General features: G+C 43.7%; 15 protein-coding genes. 4 read left to right on the forward strand and 11 right to left on the reverse strand.

All coding sequences use genetic code 11. The features are described 5' to 3' along the window. Positions 1 to 135: 135 nt before the first annotated feature. Together KL866_RS07145 and KL866_RS07150 are read right to left on the reverse strand one after the other, a co-directional pair. A complete protein-coding gene (locus tag KL866_RS07145) occupies positions 136 to 987 on the reverse strand; it encodes a DUF3307 domain-containing protein (protein WP_214994305.1) in 852 nt (283 codons plus the stop codon). Positions 988 to 1,170: 183 nt separating this feature from the next. Next, on the reverse strand, positions 1,171 to 1,833 hold the full coding sequence (locus KL866_RS07150; protein WP_311236128.1) for a hypothetical protein: 663 nt from the start codon (positions 1,831 to 1,833) through the stop codon (positions 1,171 to 1,173). Positions 1,834 to 2,165: 332 nt separating this feature from the next. Between KL866_RS07150 and KL866_RS07155 the strand changes: the two genes are divergently transcribed. Both KL866_RS07155 and KL866_RS07160 read left to right on the forward strand, forming a co-directional pair. Beyond that, complete coding sequence (locus KL866_RS07155; RefSeq protein ID WP_214994307.1) at positions 2,166 to 2,681, forward strand: TetR/AcrR family transcriptional regulator; 516 nt, start codon at positions 2,166 to 2,168, stop codon at positions 2,679 to 2,681. Positions 2,682 to 2,744: 63 nt separating this feature from the next. Further along, on the forward strand, positions 2,745 to 3,794 hold the full coding sequence (locus tag KL866_RS07160) for an alcohol dehydrogenase family protein (protein WP_214994308.1): 1,050 nt from the start codon (positions 2,745 to 2,747) through the stop codon (positions 3,792 to 3,794). A gap of 91 nt (positions 3,795 to 3,885) precedes the next feature. Here the strand turns inward: KL866_RS07160 and KL866_RS07165 are convergent, their stop codons facing one another. Continuing rightward, a complete protein-coding gene (locus KL866_RS07165; RefSeq protein WP_025255048.1) occupies positions 3,886 to 5,376 on the reverse strand; it encodes a diguanylate cyclase domain-containing protein in 1,491 nt (496 codons plus the stop codon). A gap of 170 nt (positions 5,377 to 5,546) precedes the next feature. Here KL866_RS07165 and KL866_RS07170 point away from each other — a divergent pair, with 170 nt between their 5' ends. Then, the gene (locus tag KL866_RS07170; protein ID WP_025255047.1) at positions 5,547 to 6,122 is read left to right on the forward strand and encodes an exopolysaccharide biosynthesis protein; all 576 of its coding nucleotides are present in this window, start codon (positions 5,547 to 5,549) and stop codon (positions 6,120 to 6,122) included. Between the two features lie 240 nt (positions 6,123 to 6,362). Beyond that, the gene (locus tag KL866_RS07175) at positions 6,363 to 7,124 is read left to right on the forward strand and encodes a DNA/RNA non-specific endonuclease (protein ID WP_025255046.1); all 762 of its coding nucleotides are present in this window, start codon (positions 6,363 to 6,365) and stop codon (positions 7,122 to 7,124) included. A gap of 79 nt (positions 7,125 to 7,203) precedes the next feature. Here the strand turns inward: KL866_RS07175 and KL866_RS07180 are convergent, their stop codons facing one another. The 8 genes from KL866_RS07180 to KL866_RS07215 form a co-directional block, all read right to left on the reverse strand. Continuing rightward, positions 7,204 to 8,055, reverse strand: a complete 852-nt coding sequence (locus tag KL866_RS07180) for a sterol desaturase family protein (protein WP_025255045.1) — start codon at positions 8,053 to 8,055, stop codon at positions 7,204 to 7,206. An 88-nt stretch (positions 8,056 to 8,143) separates the two neighbouring features. Continuing rightward, positions 8,144 to 8,797: a CDP-alcohol phosphatidyltransferase family protein gene (locus KL866_RS07185; RefSeq protein ID WP_025255044.1), complete on the reverse strand. Its 654-nt coding sequence runs from the start codon at positions 8,795 to 8,797 to the stop codon at positions 8,144 to 8,146. Next, a complete protein-coding gene (locus KL866_RS07190; protein ID WP_214994316.1) occupies positions 8,791 to 9,429 on the reverse strand; it encodes an ATP-binding cassette domain-containing protein in 639 nt (212 codons plus the stop codon). Before KL866_RS07190 ends, KL866_RS07185 begins: the two co-directional genes overlap by 7 nt. Continuing rightward, positions 9,419 to 11,164, reverse strand: coding sequence for an ABC transporter permease (locus KL866_RS07195; RefSeq protein WP_214994318.1), 1,746 nt, complete (start codon positions 11,162 to 11,164; stop codon positions 9,419 to 9,421). The genes KL866_RS07190 and KL866_RS07195 overlap by 11 nt, the downstream gene beginning before the upstream one ends. Then, positions 11,164 to 12,477 carry an ABC transporter substrate-binding protein gene (locus KL866_RS07200; RefSeq protein WP_029661398.1) on the reverse strand — a complete coding sequence of 438 codons (1,314 nt, stop codon included), beginning with the start codon at positions 12,475 to 12,477 and terminating at the stop codon, positions 11,164 to 11,166. The genes KL866_RS07195 and KL866_RS07200 overlap by 1 nt, the downstream gene beginning before the upstream one ends. Then, the gene (locus KL866_RS07205; protein WP_251139897.1) at positions 12,464 to 13,300 is read right to left on the reverse strand and encodes a DUF547 domain-containing protein; all 837 of its coding nucleotides are present in this window, start codon (positions 13,298 to 13,300) and stop codon (positions 12,464 to 12,466) included. The genes KL866_RS07200 and KL866_RS07205 overlap by 14 nt, the downstream gene beginning before the upstream one ends. A gap of 38 nt (positions 13,301 to 13,338) precedes the next feature. Beyond that, a complete protein-coding gene (locus tag KL866_RS07210) occupies positions 13,339 to 15,492 on the reverse strand; it encodes an FAD-dependent oxidoreductase (protein WP_214994327.1) in 2,154 nt (717 codons plus the stop codon). Positions 15,493 to 15,507: 15 nt separating this feature from the next. After that, on the reverse strand, positions 15,508 to 17,847 hold the full coding sequence (locus tag KL866_RS07215; RefSeq protein ID WP_025255038.1) for a TonB-dependent siderophore receptor: 2,340 nt from the start codon (positions 17,845 to 17,847) through the stop codon (positions 15,508 to 15,510). Positions 17,848 to 18,081: the final 234 nt, after the last annotated feature.

Here is an 18,081-nt window from a genome sequence, read left to right on the forward strand (position 1 = left end):
CATTTTTACGTTTCATACACAATTGTTTTTTATTAATTAAACGAACATTATCGAAGTTGAACGGCCTTTTGCACTATAACCATAGCCGTTATAGCTAAGGGTTCTTAATTTAACTTGCGTGATAATTACGGGTTACTAAATTTTAATAGGTAGGTGCCCTAACACCGCCGAGCACGCCAGGCCAATAGCTAATGTCATTGCCACGCTAGTAAAGGTGCCGAGCAGTACATACTCGGTAAGTTTTCTATCCTGGTGCTTGGTTAAATCACCGAAACGGAAAATAGATTTAGCTGCAATAAGAAACCCAATAGCAGAAAACTGATTTAGCAATACAAAGGTTAACATGAGTACACGTTCTAAGTAGCCAATACGCTGCCCTGCCAGTGACAAGGTTTGTTGTGCTTCTGTGGTTATGGTAGGCGGGTCATTAGGATGGGCTGATGGGGGTTTGTTAGTTAAAACTTCAATGCTCCAAGGGGACAGCAGCTGCTTTATAATAATTGAGCTGGGTTTGAGTACTGCTAAATAGGCTAAAAGCACCGCTAAATGTTGTACACCTAGTAGCTTTAGTAACGTTAGTGCACTGTGCCATTGGTCTGTGGCATATAAAAACACGACCACGATCACAACCACGTGCGCAAGTTGATCGATGACAAACGCGGTAGTATTTTGGGAGCAATAAGACTTAATCACGTCAATTTTAAAATGGGAAACCGCTATTACAAGCGTTGCGATGCCTATCGTAGCCATGCTATCGATACCGGATAAAAGTACAAGTGCTATAAAGGCGAGTGCACCATGTAATAGTGCATGTAAATACAAAGGTAACGCCAGCGCGTGCCGCTCGTTTCTTTGCTTTACCCATGAATAGGGTTGAAAATAAAAGTCGGCAAGTAAGTGAGCAAGTAGCAACCCCACCAATAGTTCAGGCTGTGCAAAATCAGAGGCGGCGTTAACAATAGCGCCTTTTGATGTTTCAGCTATCATATAACGCTCCAGTTATGGCGGTAATCATTTAAGTTTTTCCACTGCACGTTATGCTTCCTTGTTGTTTCGTTCTACTTCAGTAGCTCTATGTCTTGTTGCTAATTGTTTTAGTGCTTACTTTTTTGTTGTTCAGTTTTTGTTACTCGATTTTTTTTACTCGATTCTTTTTTTCTGGAGTCTTTGTTATTGGGCGACGATGGCATGCTTCATATATTCAAGGTATTCAGCAACAAGTTTGTAATTACTCGCGTTAAGAATTCGACTTACATTACTTCTATTTTTATCAAGTAATGCCGCTATATTTTCATGACTTTTATCCGAGGCTTGAAGGTAGGCCAGTAAGGTTTCTGATTGAGTTTGCGTTAAACCGCTTACGTGAGTATCGGCAAAACGTGTAAGTAACTGGGTTTTGTTTTCAAGCTCGGTGTTGTTGCTGTGAAAAGCAAGGTGGTTGGGTTTGATCGTATCGAGACCTCTCCCAGATAAAACAAAGGCTTCCCCCGCCCCTGTTTTTACTTCTTTTGGGCGATAATGCGCTTCACCTATCGCCACACTAATTCTTACATCAACGCTCGGCGTGTGAGCTTTTAGCGCTAAGCGCAGACCAAATGCAATGTGCATACTGTATTGAGGTTGATTCACCGCCAGCTGAAATGCGTCGCCGCGATAGATATCAAAATGGCCGTCATACTGCTTAGCGTAATTCGACAAATACTTATTTAGTGCAGCGAGGATATTTCTGAAATCTTCGTCAGAATAAGACTGAGAGTCTGTGATATCGCCAGTCAGAACGCCAGCATAACTCTTCGATTTGTTAATTATTGCGGTGTTTTTATTCGTGTGCACTATGCGCCGCCGTGATCTTTTTTCATTACAAGAAACGCTTCAACTTGTTACCACTATGACACGCCTAATCACCAAATTCAAAAACAATCACACCACAATATGTGACTAAAAATAATCACAAAGTAAATTGTGACTAATATGTGCAACGTTAGCGTTAAAGTTTACGTAGTTTGAACGCGCACGTTGACGATGTAGAACGATCATTCTACTATAAAAGGTAGAATAATCGTTCTACTTCATCAGACACAGAATCAAGCCGTATGCCCGAGCAACTCTATCTGCTAGAGCCGCTTACAGAATGATTGGATAATTTTTTAAAAGAGGTAAAGGTAATGACGCCCAAACAAATTGAACTAGCCTCAAAATTAGAACAGGCCTTTGCACTTTATGGTTTCGCAGAACCTAATGTGGCAAAACTAAAAGACTACACAGGTACAACGCTTAAAACCCTCTACAAGTACTTTCCATCAAAAGAAGATATGATCATTGGTGCGCTTAACTATCGGCACAGCCGCTATATTTCATTTTTAGAGGAACACTGCCCACCTTCTCGAAACGAGGCACTTCATCATATATTCGAACGTTTATCGCTATGGCTTAGTACCTTTGCGCCGCGAGGCTGCATGTCGCTTCAAGCGTTAGCGAGTTACCCGGGCAACCAGCAAATTGAAGCGGCCGTTAATGAACATAAGCACGCCGTTTGGACGTGGCTAAATGAAAAGCTACAAGACGAAGTATTGTCCAATAGCGTGTTTTTGCTGCATGAAGGTATGTCATCGGCATGGCCTACTCTTGGAGACAAAGCGCTCTGTGCAGCGAAATCTACCTTGAACACATTGCTTGATTAACATCTTCTTATTAGCTTCATTTTTAACGTTTACTTATTTCAATTTACCTCTTAGGAGACCATTATGAAAACCCTACCCAACGAAATGTATGGCGTACAGTTAACAAAGCACGGTGACCTTGACGCACTTAACTTTAATGAAAGTATTCCCATGCCCACACTGACAGACAATGATGTGCTTATTGAAGTGCGTGCAGCGGGCGTTAACAATACCGACCTGAACACGCGAAAAGGCTGGTATTCAAAAGGTGACAATGATGCTGAAGACGCCAGCTGGGGAGGTAACGCTTTAAACTTGCCGTTAATTCAGGGTGCTGATGTTTGTGGTTATATTGTTGCAGTAGGAAAAAATGTAAATCCGAACCGAATTGGTGAAAGAGTAATCATAGAGCCCTGCCTGACTGAAGCCGATAGCAAAGAACTTGAATCTCCTTGGTACTATGGCTCGGAGTGCAACGGTGGTTTCGCTCAATATACCAAAGTAGCCGCCCGTCACGCACACGCCGTAAATACTGCTATGTCTGACGTAGAGCTCGCGTCCTTTCCTTGTTCATACTCAACGGCCGAGAATCTTTTGCATCGCGCCAATGTTAAAGCTAATGAGCGTGTTTTCATTACAGGTGCATCGGGTGGCGTTGGCTCTGCGGCAGTTCAACTTGCAAAAGCCCGCGGTGCTTATGTGGTGGCAGTAACCAGTGAAGACAAGAAAGCCACATTGCAGGATTTAGGCGCTGATGAAACCACTTTACGCGATGACGACTGGGCTAAATATGCTAAAAAAGCACCGTTTGATGTTGTCGTTGATCTTGTAGCAGGTCCTCGTTGGCCCGAACTACTAGAAATTTTAAAACCTTTTGGTCACTACGCAACGTCTGGCGCAATAGCTGGACCAAACGTTAATTTAGATGTGCGAACCCTTTACTTAAAGGATTTAACCTTATTAGGTTGCACCGTATTGGATGAAGGCGTGTTTGAAAACTTAGTCAACCACATCGAAAGAGGTAATATTAAACCTCTGGTATCTAATACATACCCCTTAAAAGATATTAAGCAGGCGCAAACTGACTTTGAAAAGAAAAAACACGTTGGTAAGTTAGTGTTGCAAATATCCTAGGTTAAAGCATCTTAAATAAAATACTAAGCCCTAAGGGTGTAACCCGCTTACTTCTAAAAGCCTAGACTTGTATTCACGCGCAACGTTGCAATTAAAACGTTGCGCAATTTCTACCTGAATTTTTGGCGCGATAAAGCGCAGCATCGACGTCCTCGATGAATGAGGTAGCATTACAATATTCTTTTTCTACACTATTCTGTTTAGTTGATAGACGGCTATTAAAACAAGCCATACCAATACTGACCGTCAGAACATCTTTAATTTTTGATTTTTCATGAGCTATCGACAGCTGTGATACATTGCGAAGAATTCTAGCGGCAATACACTGTAAGGCGTCACTATCAGTGCTTGGCAGGATAATAGCGAACTCTTCCCCACCATATCTTGCTATCAAGTCGTCGTTACCTAAACAGCTCTTAGAAAGTGTCTCAGCCACTTTTATAAGCACATTGTCTCCTGCAACGTGACCGTAATAATCGTTATATTGTTTAAAATAATCTACATCAATTAACAATAAACCGATGGGAATACCATTCTCTTTAGAACGCTTCATATCGGATTTTATCGTAGCGTCAAACAAGCGCCTATTTGCAAGCCCTGTTAGTCCATCGATATTAGCTAAACGCTCTAACTGCTTATTCGCTTCAAGCAGCTCAATTTGCATTTTTTGCAATGCTTTTCGGTTGTGCAAGTTTTGAAGCGTATTACCGAGCATTTCACCTATACGGCGCAAATATTCAATATCGAACGCTTTCCATGAATAAGGCGCCCCAATAATATCGCATCCAATAAACCCATAAATTGTTCCGTCAACCATAATGCGTACGCAAAGAAGAGAGTAAATTCGTTGCTCTTCTAAAAGCTCCTTTTCCGATGCCGCGTATTCCGGCAGCGTAGCTACGTTATCCACCTTGAACAAACCATTCGCAATATGGCTCATGAAAAAAGGCATGGAGTCAGCTGGAATATTTTGTAGCTCGTCAATGTAGGGAGTAACCCCCGCCGCTGCCCATTCGTGGGTATTTGACATTAATTCGCCGCCATCAAGAAACTCGAATAAGTAACATCGATCTACGTCGCAAAAAGTGCCAAACGCCGCCAATGCTTGGTCGATAATATTATCTAATTCATTAACGTCGGCATTGATAAGCTTTGAGGAAAAATTGGTGAGTAGTTGGTTGAAAGTAATGTGCTTGTTAATTTGTGATTCTTTTTTACTAAGATCTAACAGCCCTGTGATATCGGTTTTGACATGAAGAACAATCCAATCGCTAGTTGGTGTGTGAACAACCTCTCCTTCAATAAAGCAATTCATGGTTCTAGAGCTTGTTTGAAGTCGAAAAGAGTCAGCGAACTGCTGGCCTGATTCCACAAGAAAAAACGGGTTCTCGCCCACAGACACTTCTCGTTTTGATTTCTGGTCAAAAAATGTAATTGAACTATTTTCAAACGCTTTTGCGTCAATTATTCCAAAATTTTTTTCAAAATATTGGCTCGCATAGATCTCAGAACTATCGGTACATTTAAATAATATACTTGACGGTATTTGGCGAAAAATTGAAAGGGCTTCGTTCTTTTTCAAAATCTATCTCAATAAGGAGTTCTATTTAAAAGTAGCAGTACTTTCATAACAATAAAATCAAATCGCCTGTATTTGAATGTAGTTTCCCAAAGCCAATTATTAAACTTAATTAAGATACGGGCGTACTGACTTACATACAGCGCTTTTGCAACAGGGACTAAACATCAATTATGAGCAACTCAATCGTAGAGCTTTTAGATGAAATGTACGATGAGGAAAGTGAAAAGACGTCACTCGGTGAAATTGTCGATCGCTTTGAAGACCGAGGTTTTGGTCCCCTTCTTTTAGTACCCGCCCTCATAGCTTTACTTCCCACCGGGGCAATACCAGGCGTACCTACTTTATGTGGTTTAACGTTGTTTTTTATTTGTATTCAGGCGGCTTGGGGAAAAAAAAGCCCATGGCTACCTAAAGCGCTTAAACAAAAAGAAGTGAGTTCTAATAAACTAGAAAGCGCCATAGACAAAGCTAAGCCTTACGCTAAGAAATTTGAAAAGCTACTTAAACCCCGCCTCACATTTTTGTCAGACTCACCCGCAAAGAATATAATCGCTGGATATTGTGCTCTTGCGGCACTTTGTATGATCCCGCTAGAAGCTCTTCCTTTTGCCGTTGCCCTCCCTGCTTTTGCCCTTTGTGTTACGGCTTTGGGTATGACTAACCGCGACGGTGTGTTTTTGTCTATTGGCATTTTGATGCAGCTAGGTACAGGGTATTTAGTGATAAAAGCACTTGGCGTAATTTAATTCGCCCTAACTGTCTCTTGATGCCTATTGCACGCTTTTCCAGCTTCCCCGTAAAATAATATTCTAAGTACAAAGACTGTCATTTAAGAACACTGAAGCCGCACTTCTTGCGCACTTTTTTTACCACCATTCTTTTTTTTAGCCCGATATTTACGTACTATTCTTGGTTTAAAGCCTGTACTTTGGTACAGGTATTTTGTGACGAGTCATTATTCAGGAAGAAATGGGCTGTAAAACTATATGAAGAGAATGTTAGCTGTATCTCTTGCGTTATTTTCGTTTGCTACTTTTGCAGAAAACTGCGTATTTAGCTGCCCTATTGGTTTAAGCGGGCAAACTATTACCCGTTCGATTTATACATTAAACAATAATCCGCAAACTAAATTTGCCAACTGGGTGGCGTATCACGTAACCCCCGACACCATTGACGGGCCTTCCCGAAGCAGAAACTGGAAAGCAGATCCTGAGCTTGAAGATGAAAGTACGCTTGAGCCCGGCGATTACAAGGGAGCGTGGCGAGGTATAGGTACAGATAGAGGGCATCAAGTCCCTTTAGCATCGTTTAGCAACTCACCGAATTGGCGAGAGCTTAACTATTTATCGAACATAACCCCGCAGGACTCTGATTTAAACCAAGGTCCATGGGTTAAATTGGAAAATGCTGTGCGTAGTCTAGTAAGAAAAGGGCAGGATGTGTATGTGGTTTCGGGCCCTCTTTACGAGACATTTTTCGCTGCGTTACCGGGTGCCGATGAATTGCATAGCATCCCTAGCGGTTACTTTAAAGTCGTCGTAAGTGAAGTTAACGGTTTAGTGGAGGCGTCTGCGTTTATCATGCAGCAAAACGCGTCTCGCCGTGACGATTACTGCGCAACACAAGTTACTATAGATGAAGTAGAAGCAAGAACTGGGTTAGATATTATGCCCGTGTTACCTGAAGAAAGTGAAGAAATTGTAGAAGGTAAATTAGGTGAGTTAGCCATACAGCTTGGCTGCAGCTAAGTCGCGTTTATACGTTCAGATGCACGGTTATCTATCAATAGGAAAAACCGACGTTCGATAAAGCGAACTTTGTATTAGTTTACCTGCTTTTAAACGGTTGCAATAGCAGCGCCCTAATTGACGCGTTCTCTTTTACAGGCGGCACATCCTGCTGCCCAATAGATAATGTTTCGTCGCTTTGTTTCGCTCTAGGGGTGAAGCTTTTAAAAAGCCGGTCCCACCAAGATACGCTGAAGCCATAGTTAGAATTTGATTCTGTTTTGGCTTGGCTGTGATGTATACGGTGCAGGCGCTGGGTAATAAGTACCCACCCAATTCTATCATCCCACTTTTGCGGAATTCGAATATTAGCATGATTAAAAAGCGCGAAACCGTTAAGTGCCACTTCAAATACAACAATAGCAATTGCCGGTATACCTAGCAATGCCACGGCCAGTGTCTTAACCCCAAGGCTGATAGCAATTTCAACTGGGTGAAACCTAAGGCCTGTAGTGGTATCTACATGGCTGTCGGCGTGATGCATTTTGTGAAAACGCCATAGAAAAGGTACTGTGTGAAATAAACGGTGCTGCCAATAAATAAGCATATCCAACAGCAGTACGCTTAAAACCACGGTTACAACAAATACAAGGCTACCGCTTTGCGTATTAGAAGTTTGACTAGATAAAGGCGAGGCACTGTTTGTTTGGTCTAAAAGTAGATTAAATAGCCCAACGCCTTCTTGCTGAGCCCACAACGAAACACCTACTAACGTAGCGGGAAGTAGAACTCTCGACACAAGTGCGCCCATCACTACCATGGAGAGATTACCTACCCAACGTGTTTTTCTATCTAGCACTGCGTTGCGCGCTGGAAAAAGCGCTTCTAGAAGTGCCATAAAGACAAATACACTAATAAATACACTTAGGCGAATAACAGACGCATTATCCACTGCAATTCTCTTTTTGATTAGGTTTCATTTTTACTTCTTAACTACTTTGTTACGCTAGTTGAATGTCAGGAGCGTATTAAAATACGCGTTATACATTATCAATTGAAGACCGCTGACTTTGCGCTACCTCTACTTTATTTAGAGTACTAAAACCACCCGCAATACGGGTAACTACCGTTACGGCACAGGCCGCTGCAAAAATATAAGCAAGCACAGCAAAATGCTCAGGCCAAACGCAAAAGGCGAGAAACACAACTATTGTTTCAGTTCCTTCTGTTAGCCCCTGCATGTAGTAAAAGCTCTTATTGGAAAACTGTGGTCTATCTATATGAAATTTTTCTGCTGCAATAGCAAAGGCTAGAAAGCTACTGCCCGTACCAATAAATGTGGCAAGTAGCACCATTGCAGGAATACCCCAGTTAGTAGGATCTGCAATGCCAAATGCCAAAGGTATAGAGGCGTAAAACAAAAAGTCTAAACAGATATCAAGAAACCCACCTGCGCTGCTGCTACTTTGCTGAAATCGCGCTAACTCGCCGTCGACCCCATCGAACACCCTGTTAAGTATGATGCAGCTAAGTGCAGCCCCCCACCAGTTAAGAATAATAAAGGGAACCGCTAACAAACCTAAAACAAAACCAGCGACAGTAACCTGATTAGGGCTAATGCCCTTTGCATCTAGCGTCGTGATCAACGGCTTTAAAAGCGGCTTAATGAAGGGGGTAACTTTTGCGTCTAACATGGTGATAACTCAATTATTTGGCCGCCAGCAGCGAGGGAGTCCTCTTTGTCGTGTGTTACAAGTACTGCGGGAATGTTACGTTCTTTAAGCTGCTTGAAAGTCCAGCTTCGAATTTGCTCACGAAGAGCAATATCTAGTTTACTAAAGGGCTCATCTAACAATACTACGTCGGGCGTAGAGGCTAGCGTTCTTAGTAAAGAAACCCGCGCTTGCTGTCCGCCTGATAACGTAGTGACTGAGCGCTCACCTATGCCTTTTAAATCGACAGCACCGAGCATTTCATCAATAGTATCCATTTTAGCCTGCTGGTTTGCATAACTACCTGAAGGCATAGCGAAAGCAATATTTTCAGCAACCGACATATGTTCAAATAACAATGCATCTTGAAACATAATACCTACTTTTCGCAAATGAGCCGCTTTGTCGTTTACCACAACTCCATTAATTTTAACTTTTCCGCTAACGCTAAACGGCGCATGAAGCTGACCGGAGATAGCTTGCAGCAATGTTGATTTGCCAGCCCCACTTGGCCCCATTACCGTTAAAATTTCACCGTCGTTAACGCATACATTTACTTTTAGCAGCGCATTTTGTGCATGAGAGACAACCAGATTTTCTAAACTAAGCGCCATGTAATACTGCTCTACTCTTTTTTTCTACTGCGGATACCCTGCTACCTTGTTTTACCAAAGCTGCAGGTAAATACCAGGCTATAACAAAGCCCACTAATGGCATTACCCCTTGGATAATTACGAACACGGCGGTTAAGCGCGTGCTGCTGCCTGACACCGATGCGACAGCTTCTGTAGTAATGGTGGCAATGGTGCCGCCAGACGCCAACAAGGTGGGTAAATACTGACTAAAACTAATGGCAAGTCCCAAAGCCCACGCCACCATAATTGCGCCGAAAAGAGATGGTAACTTAATGTAGTAGAACACTTGCCACGGCGTTTTCCCCAAGCTTTGTGCAACCATTGCATATCGATTGTCGAATTTGCGATAGGCCACCGCCATCGATAAAAACATATATGGCACAACATAAACCATATGGGCAATGTAGGTATGAAACCAAACAGCGTTTTGCAATACCAGTTGCTGGAACCAGACTAGGCCGTATAAAAAAGCCACGCCGGGAACCAATAGCGGTAAAAACAGTGAAACGGAAAAAGCCCTGTCTGCATTTAAACCTGCGGGTTTGAGCTGCTCACTTTCTAAAGTAAATAGCACCAATCCCAACGCCGATGTGCTTACCAGCCCGCCCAGCAACAAGCTATTTGAAAGTGGCGTTGCGAGGGCTTCAAACGCCGTGTTCCAATGCAAAAGCGTTGTGCCTTCTGGCAATAAAAAAGGGAACGACCATTGTTTAGCTATTGAAAACATAAATACGGAATAAACGACCGCACTTATCAAACTGACGTACAGCGCGACAATACTATAAGCTGCGCCGTGCACAAGCCCATCAGAAAAGCGCCTGTTTCCTTTCGCTAGCCTGATTTTTCCTACATAAACAACTATACGTTCACCACCTAGGAAAAGAAGCAAAGCCAATGCACTCACGGCCACCTGAAGTACTGCCGCACTGCTAGCTAATAGACGCATAGATAAATCTATATGATTAAACCAATGCATAATCGCTACGGCCAAAGTGCTGGGGTTATTACCCCCTAATATAAGCGGAATTTCAACATTAGAGGTGGCGAATACCAACACAGCTAAGATAGGCAATTTTATTTGTGCAAAGACTGTCGGGATCACAAGCTTAAAAAACACTGCCGAAGGAGAATAGCCTAGTGCAGTTCCTACTTTAATATAGCCCGAGAGCTTACTTTTGACTAAAGGCTGCGACATTACGCTTAACGCCATTAAAATAATGAAGGGCAATTCTTTTAAACTTAATGCCAGTAGTACGCTTAGCCCCCCAGAATCGTATGGGAAAAGAGTATCGCTAGTACCAGGAATAACGGTATTTGTTCCTATAGCGGCTATTCGAGCAAATATGCCTGACGGGCTTAATGCAAATAACAAGGCAATAGCCGCAGCTGCGTGGGGGAAAACAAGAAAAGGGCTCAATAAACCTTGAACTCTGCTCAGCCATTTAGATTGATAGAACGAAGCCAACAACAAAAATGCGCCCGCCATTGCCACCAATGTTGAACCCACTCCGGAAAAAAGCGAAAGCCAAACCATTTGCCATATGTCATCACGGGCAAACAATTCTTTAAAAACGTCTAGTGAGAATGTGTTGGCGCCTATTGCGGGAAAATAACCTAACGCGGGAAACGCTACGCCAACCAAACCTGCCAAAACGGGAATACAAAGTAGAAGTAACAAGCACCAACGCACAATTCGAGTAATTTGAGCGAACATTAGTAGCGAGCTCCGTAGCGCTCATACCACGCTTCTCGCAGCGCGTCGGTCCAGCTTGAATGAGGCTCAGCTAACAATATCGCTGCTTGAGATTTATCTAACGCCGACGGGTGCATATTGTCTTCAACAAAAAGCGCTCGCTGCGACGTTGAAAGTTCATTTATATCAAGCACTGTGTCGTCTCCCCACACATCTACCGCTTGTTTCTTAGCCTGTGCATTTGGAGAGAGCAGAAAGTTAACCACTGTTTTTGCCGCCGCTTTGTTTTTTGAGTTATAAGTTAGCCCCACAAAATGAACGTTTGCCAAGCTTCCGTCTTGCATAGAATAAGTGCGTACGTCTTCAGGTAAATCGTAGCGAGATACTGCCGAGGGAATTTCTGAAGCGGTAAATGAAAAGGCCATTGAAAGCTCCCCCGTCCCTACTAAGCGCTGTAGTTGAGACGCTTGTCTTAGCATGTGTTTACCTTGCTGCCACATAGTTGGATGCAGCGCATCAAGATATTTCCATAAAACCGGCAGAACCATATTAAGCGCTTTATTATTAACGGGTTGATAAAACAGGCTATGCTTATCTTTATTAAGAGCTAGCGCTGCATACTTGATAAAACTAACCCCTAGATAATCGCTAGGTACCGGATAAGTGAATTTACCCGGGGATTTTTGGCTAAACCTAAGGAGCTCGCCAACTGTTCTCGGCGCCATAAGTCCTAGCGTATTTAAGTGTGCGCTACGATAATAAAACACCATAGATGCCTTGCCCCAAGGCGCTTCCATCCCTAAGGTAGGCTCACCAAAGTCTGTTGTTACAGCAGGATTTTCATCGGGGTTGGTAAGGCTAAAGTTGTCAAGTTCATCCACCCACGAAGCACTAAGCAAGTCATGTTTTTTCATGGCAGCGAAGTTTTCGCCGTTTATCCATATAAGATCAACACTCCCATTAGTGTGATTACCCGCTGCTTTTTCAGCAAGTACCCGAGACACCGCATCACTAGTGTCAGCCAGTTTCACATGTTGAAGCTCTATGTTAAAACGCGTCTTAACTTGAGCGGCTACCCACTGAAGGTAGCCATTGACCTGGGCGCTACCGCCCCAAGCATGAAATCGCACAAGAGGTAAGTCATCTGTGGCTGTTTCATGGTTAGTTTTGCCTATCGCAGGCTGGGCTAACCCAAGTACAGCAAAGACAACTATGCAGGTAAAAGCGAATACCTGTACATTAAAAAAACACGATATTATCGTACTATGTAATTGCCACTTGTTTCGCCACCTTGAGATATTTAAAGCAGCGTTTTTAGCGCTACTTTGCGGCATTAAGCGCCCAATCATAGTCAAGGTATTCAATATCAGCCGTATCATTTTTCAACGAAGAAACTTGCGCTTCGGTTAATTGCATTGAGTCTTTATACAGCAAGAGAAACTCGTTAAGCGATGATGTTTTACGCCACTCACCACTTTCACGGTCAAAGTCTTCACTGTACCAATCAAATATTTTTGACAAATAGAGTGTATCGCCGCTCATCTTGTTTCGAGATGTATCAGCCAAAAATCGTGTAGTTTGCGCCTCTAGCTGTAAATCTATTTTATCACCCAAGTACGCTTCTTCACGAAGCGCAGGGCAACCTATACTGGCGCAATTTACTGCGAAATGAATGCGAGGCTCATTGTATGTTTGGGTGGTTTGGTTTGTGCCGCGAATCAGTTCGTGTTCAATTTCATCTAACGTACGGGTCTTGCCAAGCAGCGGGGCTATCTCTTTTTTCCAGGGTGAAGAAAAGAAACTTCCCAAATCCCGAATTGACTCAATATCTGGGTATTCAGTTAAAATCAACTCGATGGTATAGGCGTTGTAGGCATTAATAAGAAAAGCTAGCTGTTTATCCTTATCCCATGAATCGAAGGTACTTTGCTCTACCTTAGCTAAGCGCCCTAAATACTTGTTAAGTTTAGCGCGCTCTAGTTTAAATCCGCCGTAATCTACTTGTGTACTTGCGCCGTTAGAAATCGGCGTAACATACTTACTCAATAAATTATCAAACGTGCTATGTAGGCCATCTTCAGCGCTAGCATAGAAACTTGCGCTTGCAGCAAGCAGCGCTATGCCGCCTGCTGCAATACGGCGAAATAGCAACGCCAATTTACGCTTTGAAACCGTTTGGTTGTTTTCCACAATGATTACCCTCTGCGCCAAGTATGAAACTTCTCTACATAGCTTAGTAACTTTTCTGGGGCATTAGCGCGCTTCCAGTTACCCGCTGCATACTTTGCACCTTCAGCCCACGTAGGATACGCGTGGATTGTTCCAAGAATTTTGTTAAGTCCTAAATCGTGTTTCATGGCAATAACAAATTCAGCGAGCAGGTCACCTGCGTGCTCAGAGACAATGGTAACGCCCAGTATTTTATCTTTACCCGGTGGCGTAAGCACCTTAATAAAACCCTTACGCGCACTTTCGGCCACCGCGCGATCGAGTTCGGCAAATTCGTAGCGCGTTACTTCTACAGCAATTTCTTGTTCTGCGGCATCCCGCTCATTTAAACCAACCCTAGCAACTTCTGGGTCAATAAATGTTGTCCATGGAATAACGCGATAGTCTACTTTGAATTTCTTAAACGTACCGAAAAGTGCATTTACCGCCGCATACCACGCTTGGTGAGCGGCTACGTGTGTAAACTGATAAGGGCCTACCACATCACCTGCAGCAAAAATGTTTGGCATCAGGGTTTGCAAGTATTCATCGGTTTCTATGGTTCTATCGAACTGAATACCCAAATCTTCCAGACCAAAACCATGTAAACGAGCCTTTCGACCAACAGCCACAATCACTTCGTCATAGGCGATAGTTGATTCAACACCTTCTTTAGCGACAACCAGTACTTTCTCACCGTCTTTTATTTCAAAGCGCAGTGCATCGTGAGATGTCAGAACATTCACGCCGCTTTCACGAAGTACAGATTCAGAAAATTCAGCTACATCAGCGTCTTCACGACCCATAAGCCGCGGTGCGCGCTCTACTTGGGTGACATCGGTGCCAAGGCGAGAAAACGCCTGCGCCAATTCACAGCCAATAGGCCCACCACCCAACACGATTAAACGCTTTGGCGCTTCTTCAAGGTCAGCAAATTTAGACCATAAGGTGTCAGAGGTGACATAACCGCTCTGTTCGATACCAGGTAGCTCAGGAACAAAAGGCGCTGCGCCTGTGGCTACAACAATGTTCTTGGTAATTAGCGTTTGGGTGCCGCCATCATTCTTTTTAATCTCTACTGTCCAGGGGTCGATGATTTTCGCGTAGCCTTTCACTACATCCACACCTAAACTGGTGTAACGCTCTACACTATCGTTAGGCGCTATGGCCGCAATTACTTCGTGAACACGGGCCATCACTTTTTTAAACGACAAGGCAGGTGTTATTGGCTCTAAACCATAGTTATCGGCATGGCGCATTTGATTGGCCACTTTAGCCGTTTTTATTATGGCTTTACTGGGTACGCAGCCATAGTTAAGACAGTCGCCCCCCATTTCACCAGCTTCTACCAGCGTTACCTTTGCTTTTACTGCGGCAGCGATATAGCTGGTAACTAACCCACCTGCACCAGCACCGATCACCACTAAGTTACGGTCAAATTTCTTCGGCTTATTGTAGCCTTTGTAGACGCGACGGCGATTTACTATTGCCACAATGCCTTTGGCTATCCATGGGAATATACCTAGTAGAACAAATGAAAAGATAAGCCCAGGCGATACAATGCCAGACAAGCTGTCAATTTGCGCCAGCTGCGTACCTGCGTTTACATACACTGCAGTACCGGCAAGCATGCCTACTTGGCTTACCCAGTAAAACGTCCAGGTTTTAAGTGAAGTAAGCCCCATTAATAGGTTGATTAAAAAGAAGGGAAACACTGGCACTAAACGCAGCGTAAACAAGTAGAACGCACCTTGCTTTTCCACACCTTCGTCAATTTTCTTAAGCTTTTCTTTAAACTTGTTACGGACGGTATCACGCAATATAAAGCGAGATACTAAAAACGCTAATGTCGCGCCTACGCTTGACGCGAAAGACACAATAATTAAACCCTGCACTAGGCCAAACAAGGCCCCTGCGGCTAAGGTTAAAATTGCTGCACCGGGTAGCGACAATGCAGTAACCGCCACATAGATAGCAAAGAACACCCCAATACTTAATACAGGGTTTTCTTCTATTTGTGATTGAAACGTATCAAGGGAGTCCTTCATACCCTGAAGGGTTAGATAGCTATTCAAATCAAAATAGAAAAAGCTAAATATAGCCGCAGCGATAACACCTATAAGCGCTATTTTCTTAAACATAATAATCCTTAGCGCTTAAAACGCGTATTGTAGTGTAACTTGAGCGTGACGTGGTACGTTAGGCATTACCAGTGTAGCGCCAAAAAAGCCCCCTTCAAAAAGCGGCTGCCAATTTTCTTCATCAGTAACGTTGATAACATCTAGGCGTACGCGCAAATCATCGCTAACTTGGTAATCGGCATTTAAGTCGATACTGTACTGATCGCGAATATGCACGGTTTGTAAAAAGTCTAACGGGAATGACTTAGTGTACAGCGCACTCGCACCAAGCTGAACATCATCAGTAACCTGCCACCCAGCATTAATTGAAGCTATTTGCGGCGGAATACCCTGCACTCGGCTGTTTGATGCAGGGAACGCGGCAAACGACGGCGAACCCACACCAGTGCCCTCAATAATATCTGGACGACTGTTATCAAACGCGTCTATGACCTGAGCGGTTTCTTGAAACGCTGCAGAGTCATCGAAGCGAGCGTCTAAATAACTATAGGCAGCATTGACCCATACGTCGTCGCCTTGATAAAACATTTGCAACTCAAAACCTTTGGTTTTAACGCCGCTGTTGCTGCCATCGCGATTACGTAAGCTACGGGTTTGCTCAAACACTGCTGCTTCAGCATACCATTTACTGCTTGGCGCGTATTTTACCCCTGCTTCATATAGGGTATTTTCGGTAGCAAAATTAAGCGGGTTAATTTCATTATTACCGCCCAATACTGTGCCCCCCGCCATGCTGTTTGACGTGGCATCGTTTTCGGAAAACGCAGCATATAAGTTGATGTCGCCGGTGAGTTTGTATACCGCGCTTAACTGATAGCTGCTTAACGTATCGCTATACGAATCTGAAGCTGCTTCAACGCCGACCGGCGATAAAGGGTCGCGGGCTTCAACATCGTAATAATCTACTCTAACGCCAGCAATGGTTGAGAACTTGTCTGTCCATGTAGAGCGCTGCTGTAGTGCCAACCCAGTTTGCCACGATGTGGAATCAGTGGTGTCTGACAGATTAAAATCGCCGCTTCCATCGCCGTCCAAATCATACTGAGCACCTGGTGATACAAATACGCCTGGGCGTAACTCGACTAAACGTGCTTTTTGCGCGTCTGTCAGTGGGATCACGCGGTTAGAAATAGGCCCAGTTAAGTCAATCGGATTGTCGGCCTCTGTGGTAAACTGGCTATAGCCCAGCACATCGTTATAGCGAAGCGCTAAGCCTACGGTTGTAAGTTGGTTATCGTTCCACTGGTAATCTAGCTCGGTGCGATTTTCGAAGGTGTCAGCGCCATCAATAATTTCGACAAAGCTATTTTGGGCTATCTCTTCACGCTCTAAATACTGGTAATAGGTCATATTGCGAAGTGCCATGTTATCGGCCACTTTGTATTCCACAATGCTTCGAATAACTGTGGTTTCAGCACCATTTATGTCGTCAGGGTTAGTAAATACGCGGCTTCTTGGTATCACTACTTCGCCGGTAGGAGAAACAATGGCTCCTGCCCCGGGAACTGTGCTGCCATTAGGCTGAGTGCCTTGCCCGGTAATATAAATACCGTTGTCGATAAGGTTTTGAGTTGGGCGGTTTATCCCCGCGTTATCTGGATAATCGGTATCGTAATATTCAGCGCTAATATCCCAAGTCAGCTCTTCGCTAGGCGCATAGCGATAGGCAACAAATAAGTTTGTACTCTCTCGTTCGGCAAAGTCATAGAAGCTGCCATGGTCTAGGTATTCAGCACTGAAGCGAATACCGCTCTTCCCTTCTTCTATCGCTGTGCCGTAGTCTACTTGGGCTGAATACTGATCCCAACGCCCTGCGCGAAGGGTAACTTTACCGCTACTTTGACTAGTAGGCGCGACCTTGGTTTGAAGGTTAACAAAGCCACCATTACGCTGCGTGCTACCAAACAGTACAGGTGATGGCCCTTTTACCACGTCGATTTGCTCAACGCTGTTAAATGATAGCGGCAATCCAAAACCGTTATTACCGGCCTGACGACGCACGCCGTCTTGAAAAAGTTCACCTAACTGACCGCGAATACTTGGCAAGCTGGGTGTACCAAACCCGCTGGAGGCATATGCGTTAGGGGCGGCTTTTACAATGTCGTGTAAATCATTAATGTTAAGCGCTTCTATCGCTTCTGCCGACAGTGACGTTACCGCACGAGGGGTTTCTGCTGCGCTTAAACCGCTACCAAATATACCTTTTAGCGTATTATCGCCAGGGTTTAGCGTGTCTAAATTCTGTTGATTGCCTGTTACTTCTACTACTTCGATATCTGATACTTGCTGGGCAGCTAACGACTGACTGATGGCGAGCGCGAGTGTGCTAACGGCTAGGCCGATTATTCTTTTCATTAAAGATTCCGTATTTTTATTTATTATTCGACTAGACCGATACGTGTCACAAAAAATTTCAGTACATTTAATTTTCGAAGAAATATTAAAAAACACAAAATTAAATGAAATTTTTATTTTGAACGGTCGTTCTAGTATGCTTGCACTATTATACTTTTGGAGCATGTATGCAAAACAAGACAGATATTCAAAAGCGACTTGAGTGGTCGTTACTTTCTCTTCGCGTAACTATTT

It is taken from the genome of Alteromonas sp. ALT199, assembly GCF_018619335.1.
Lineage (GTDB): Bacteria > Pseudomonadota > Gammaproteobacteria > Enterobacterales > Alteromonadaceae > Alteromonas.

Coding starts and splice junctions, on each gene's coding strand:
- KL866_RS07210 (WP_214994327.1), bottom strand. CDS start 15,492: ATGTTTAAGAAAATAGCGCTTATAGGTGTTATCGCTGCGGCTATATTT.
- KL866_RS07195 (WP_214994318.1), bottom strand. CDS start 11,164: ATGTTCGCTCAAATTACTCGAATTGTGCGTTGGTGCTTGTTACTTCTA.
- KL866_RS07185 (WP_025255044.1), bottom strand. CDS start 8,797: ATGTTAGACGCAAAAGTTACCCCCTTCATTAAGCCGCTTTTAAAGCCG.
- KL866_RS07175 (WP_025255046.1), top strand. CDS start 6,363: ATGAAGAGAATGTTAGCTGTATCTCTTGCGTTATTTTCGTTTGCTACT.
- KL866_RS07155 (WP_214994307.1), top strand. CDS start 2,166: ATGACGCCCAAACAAATTGAACTAGCCTCAAAATTAGAACAGGCCTTT.
- KL866_RS07190 (WP_214994316.1), bottom strand. CDS start 9,429: ATGGCGCTTAGTTTAGAAAATCTGGTTGTCTCTCATGCACAAAATGCG.
- KL866_RS07215 (WP_025255038.1), bottom strand. CDS start 17,847: ATGAAAAGAATAATCGGCCTAGCCGTTAGCACACTCGCGCTCGCCATC.
- KL866_RS07200 (WP_029661398.1), bottom strand. CDS start 12,477: ATGCCGCAAAGTAGCGCTAAAAACGCTGCTTTAAATATCTCAAGGTGG.
- KL866_RS07170 (WP_025255047.1), top strand. CDS start 5,547: ATGAGCAACTCAATCGTAGAGCTTTTAGATGAAATGTACGATGAGGAA.
- KL866_RS07160 (WP_214994308.1), top strand. CDS start 2,745: ATGAAAACCCTACCCAACGAAATGTATGGCGTACAGTTAACAAAGCAC.
- KL866_RS07145 (WP_214994305.1), bottom strand. CDS start 987: ATGATAGCTGAAACATCAAAAGGCGCTATTGTTAACGCCGCCTCTGAT.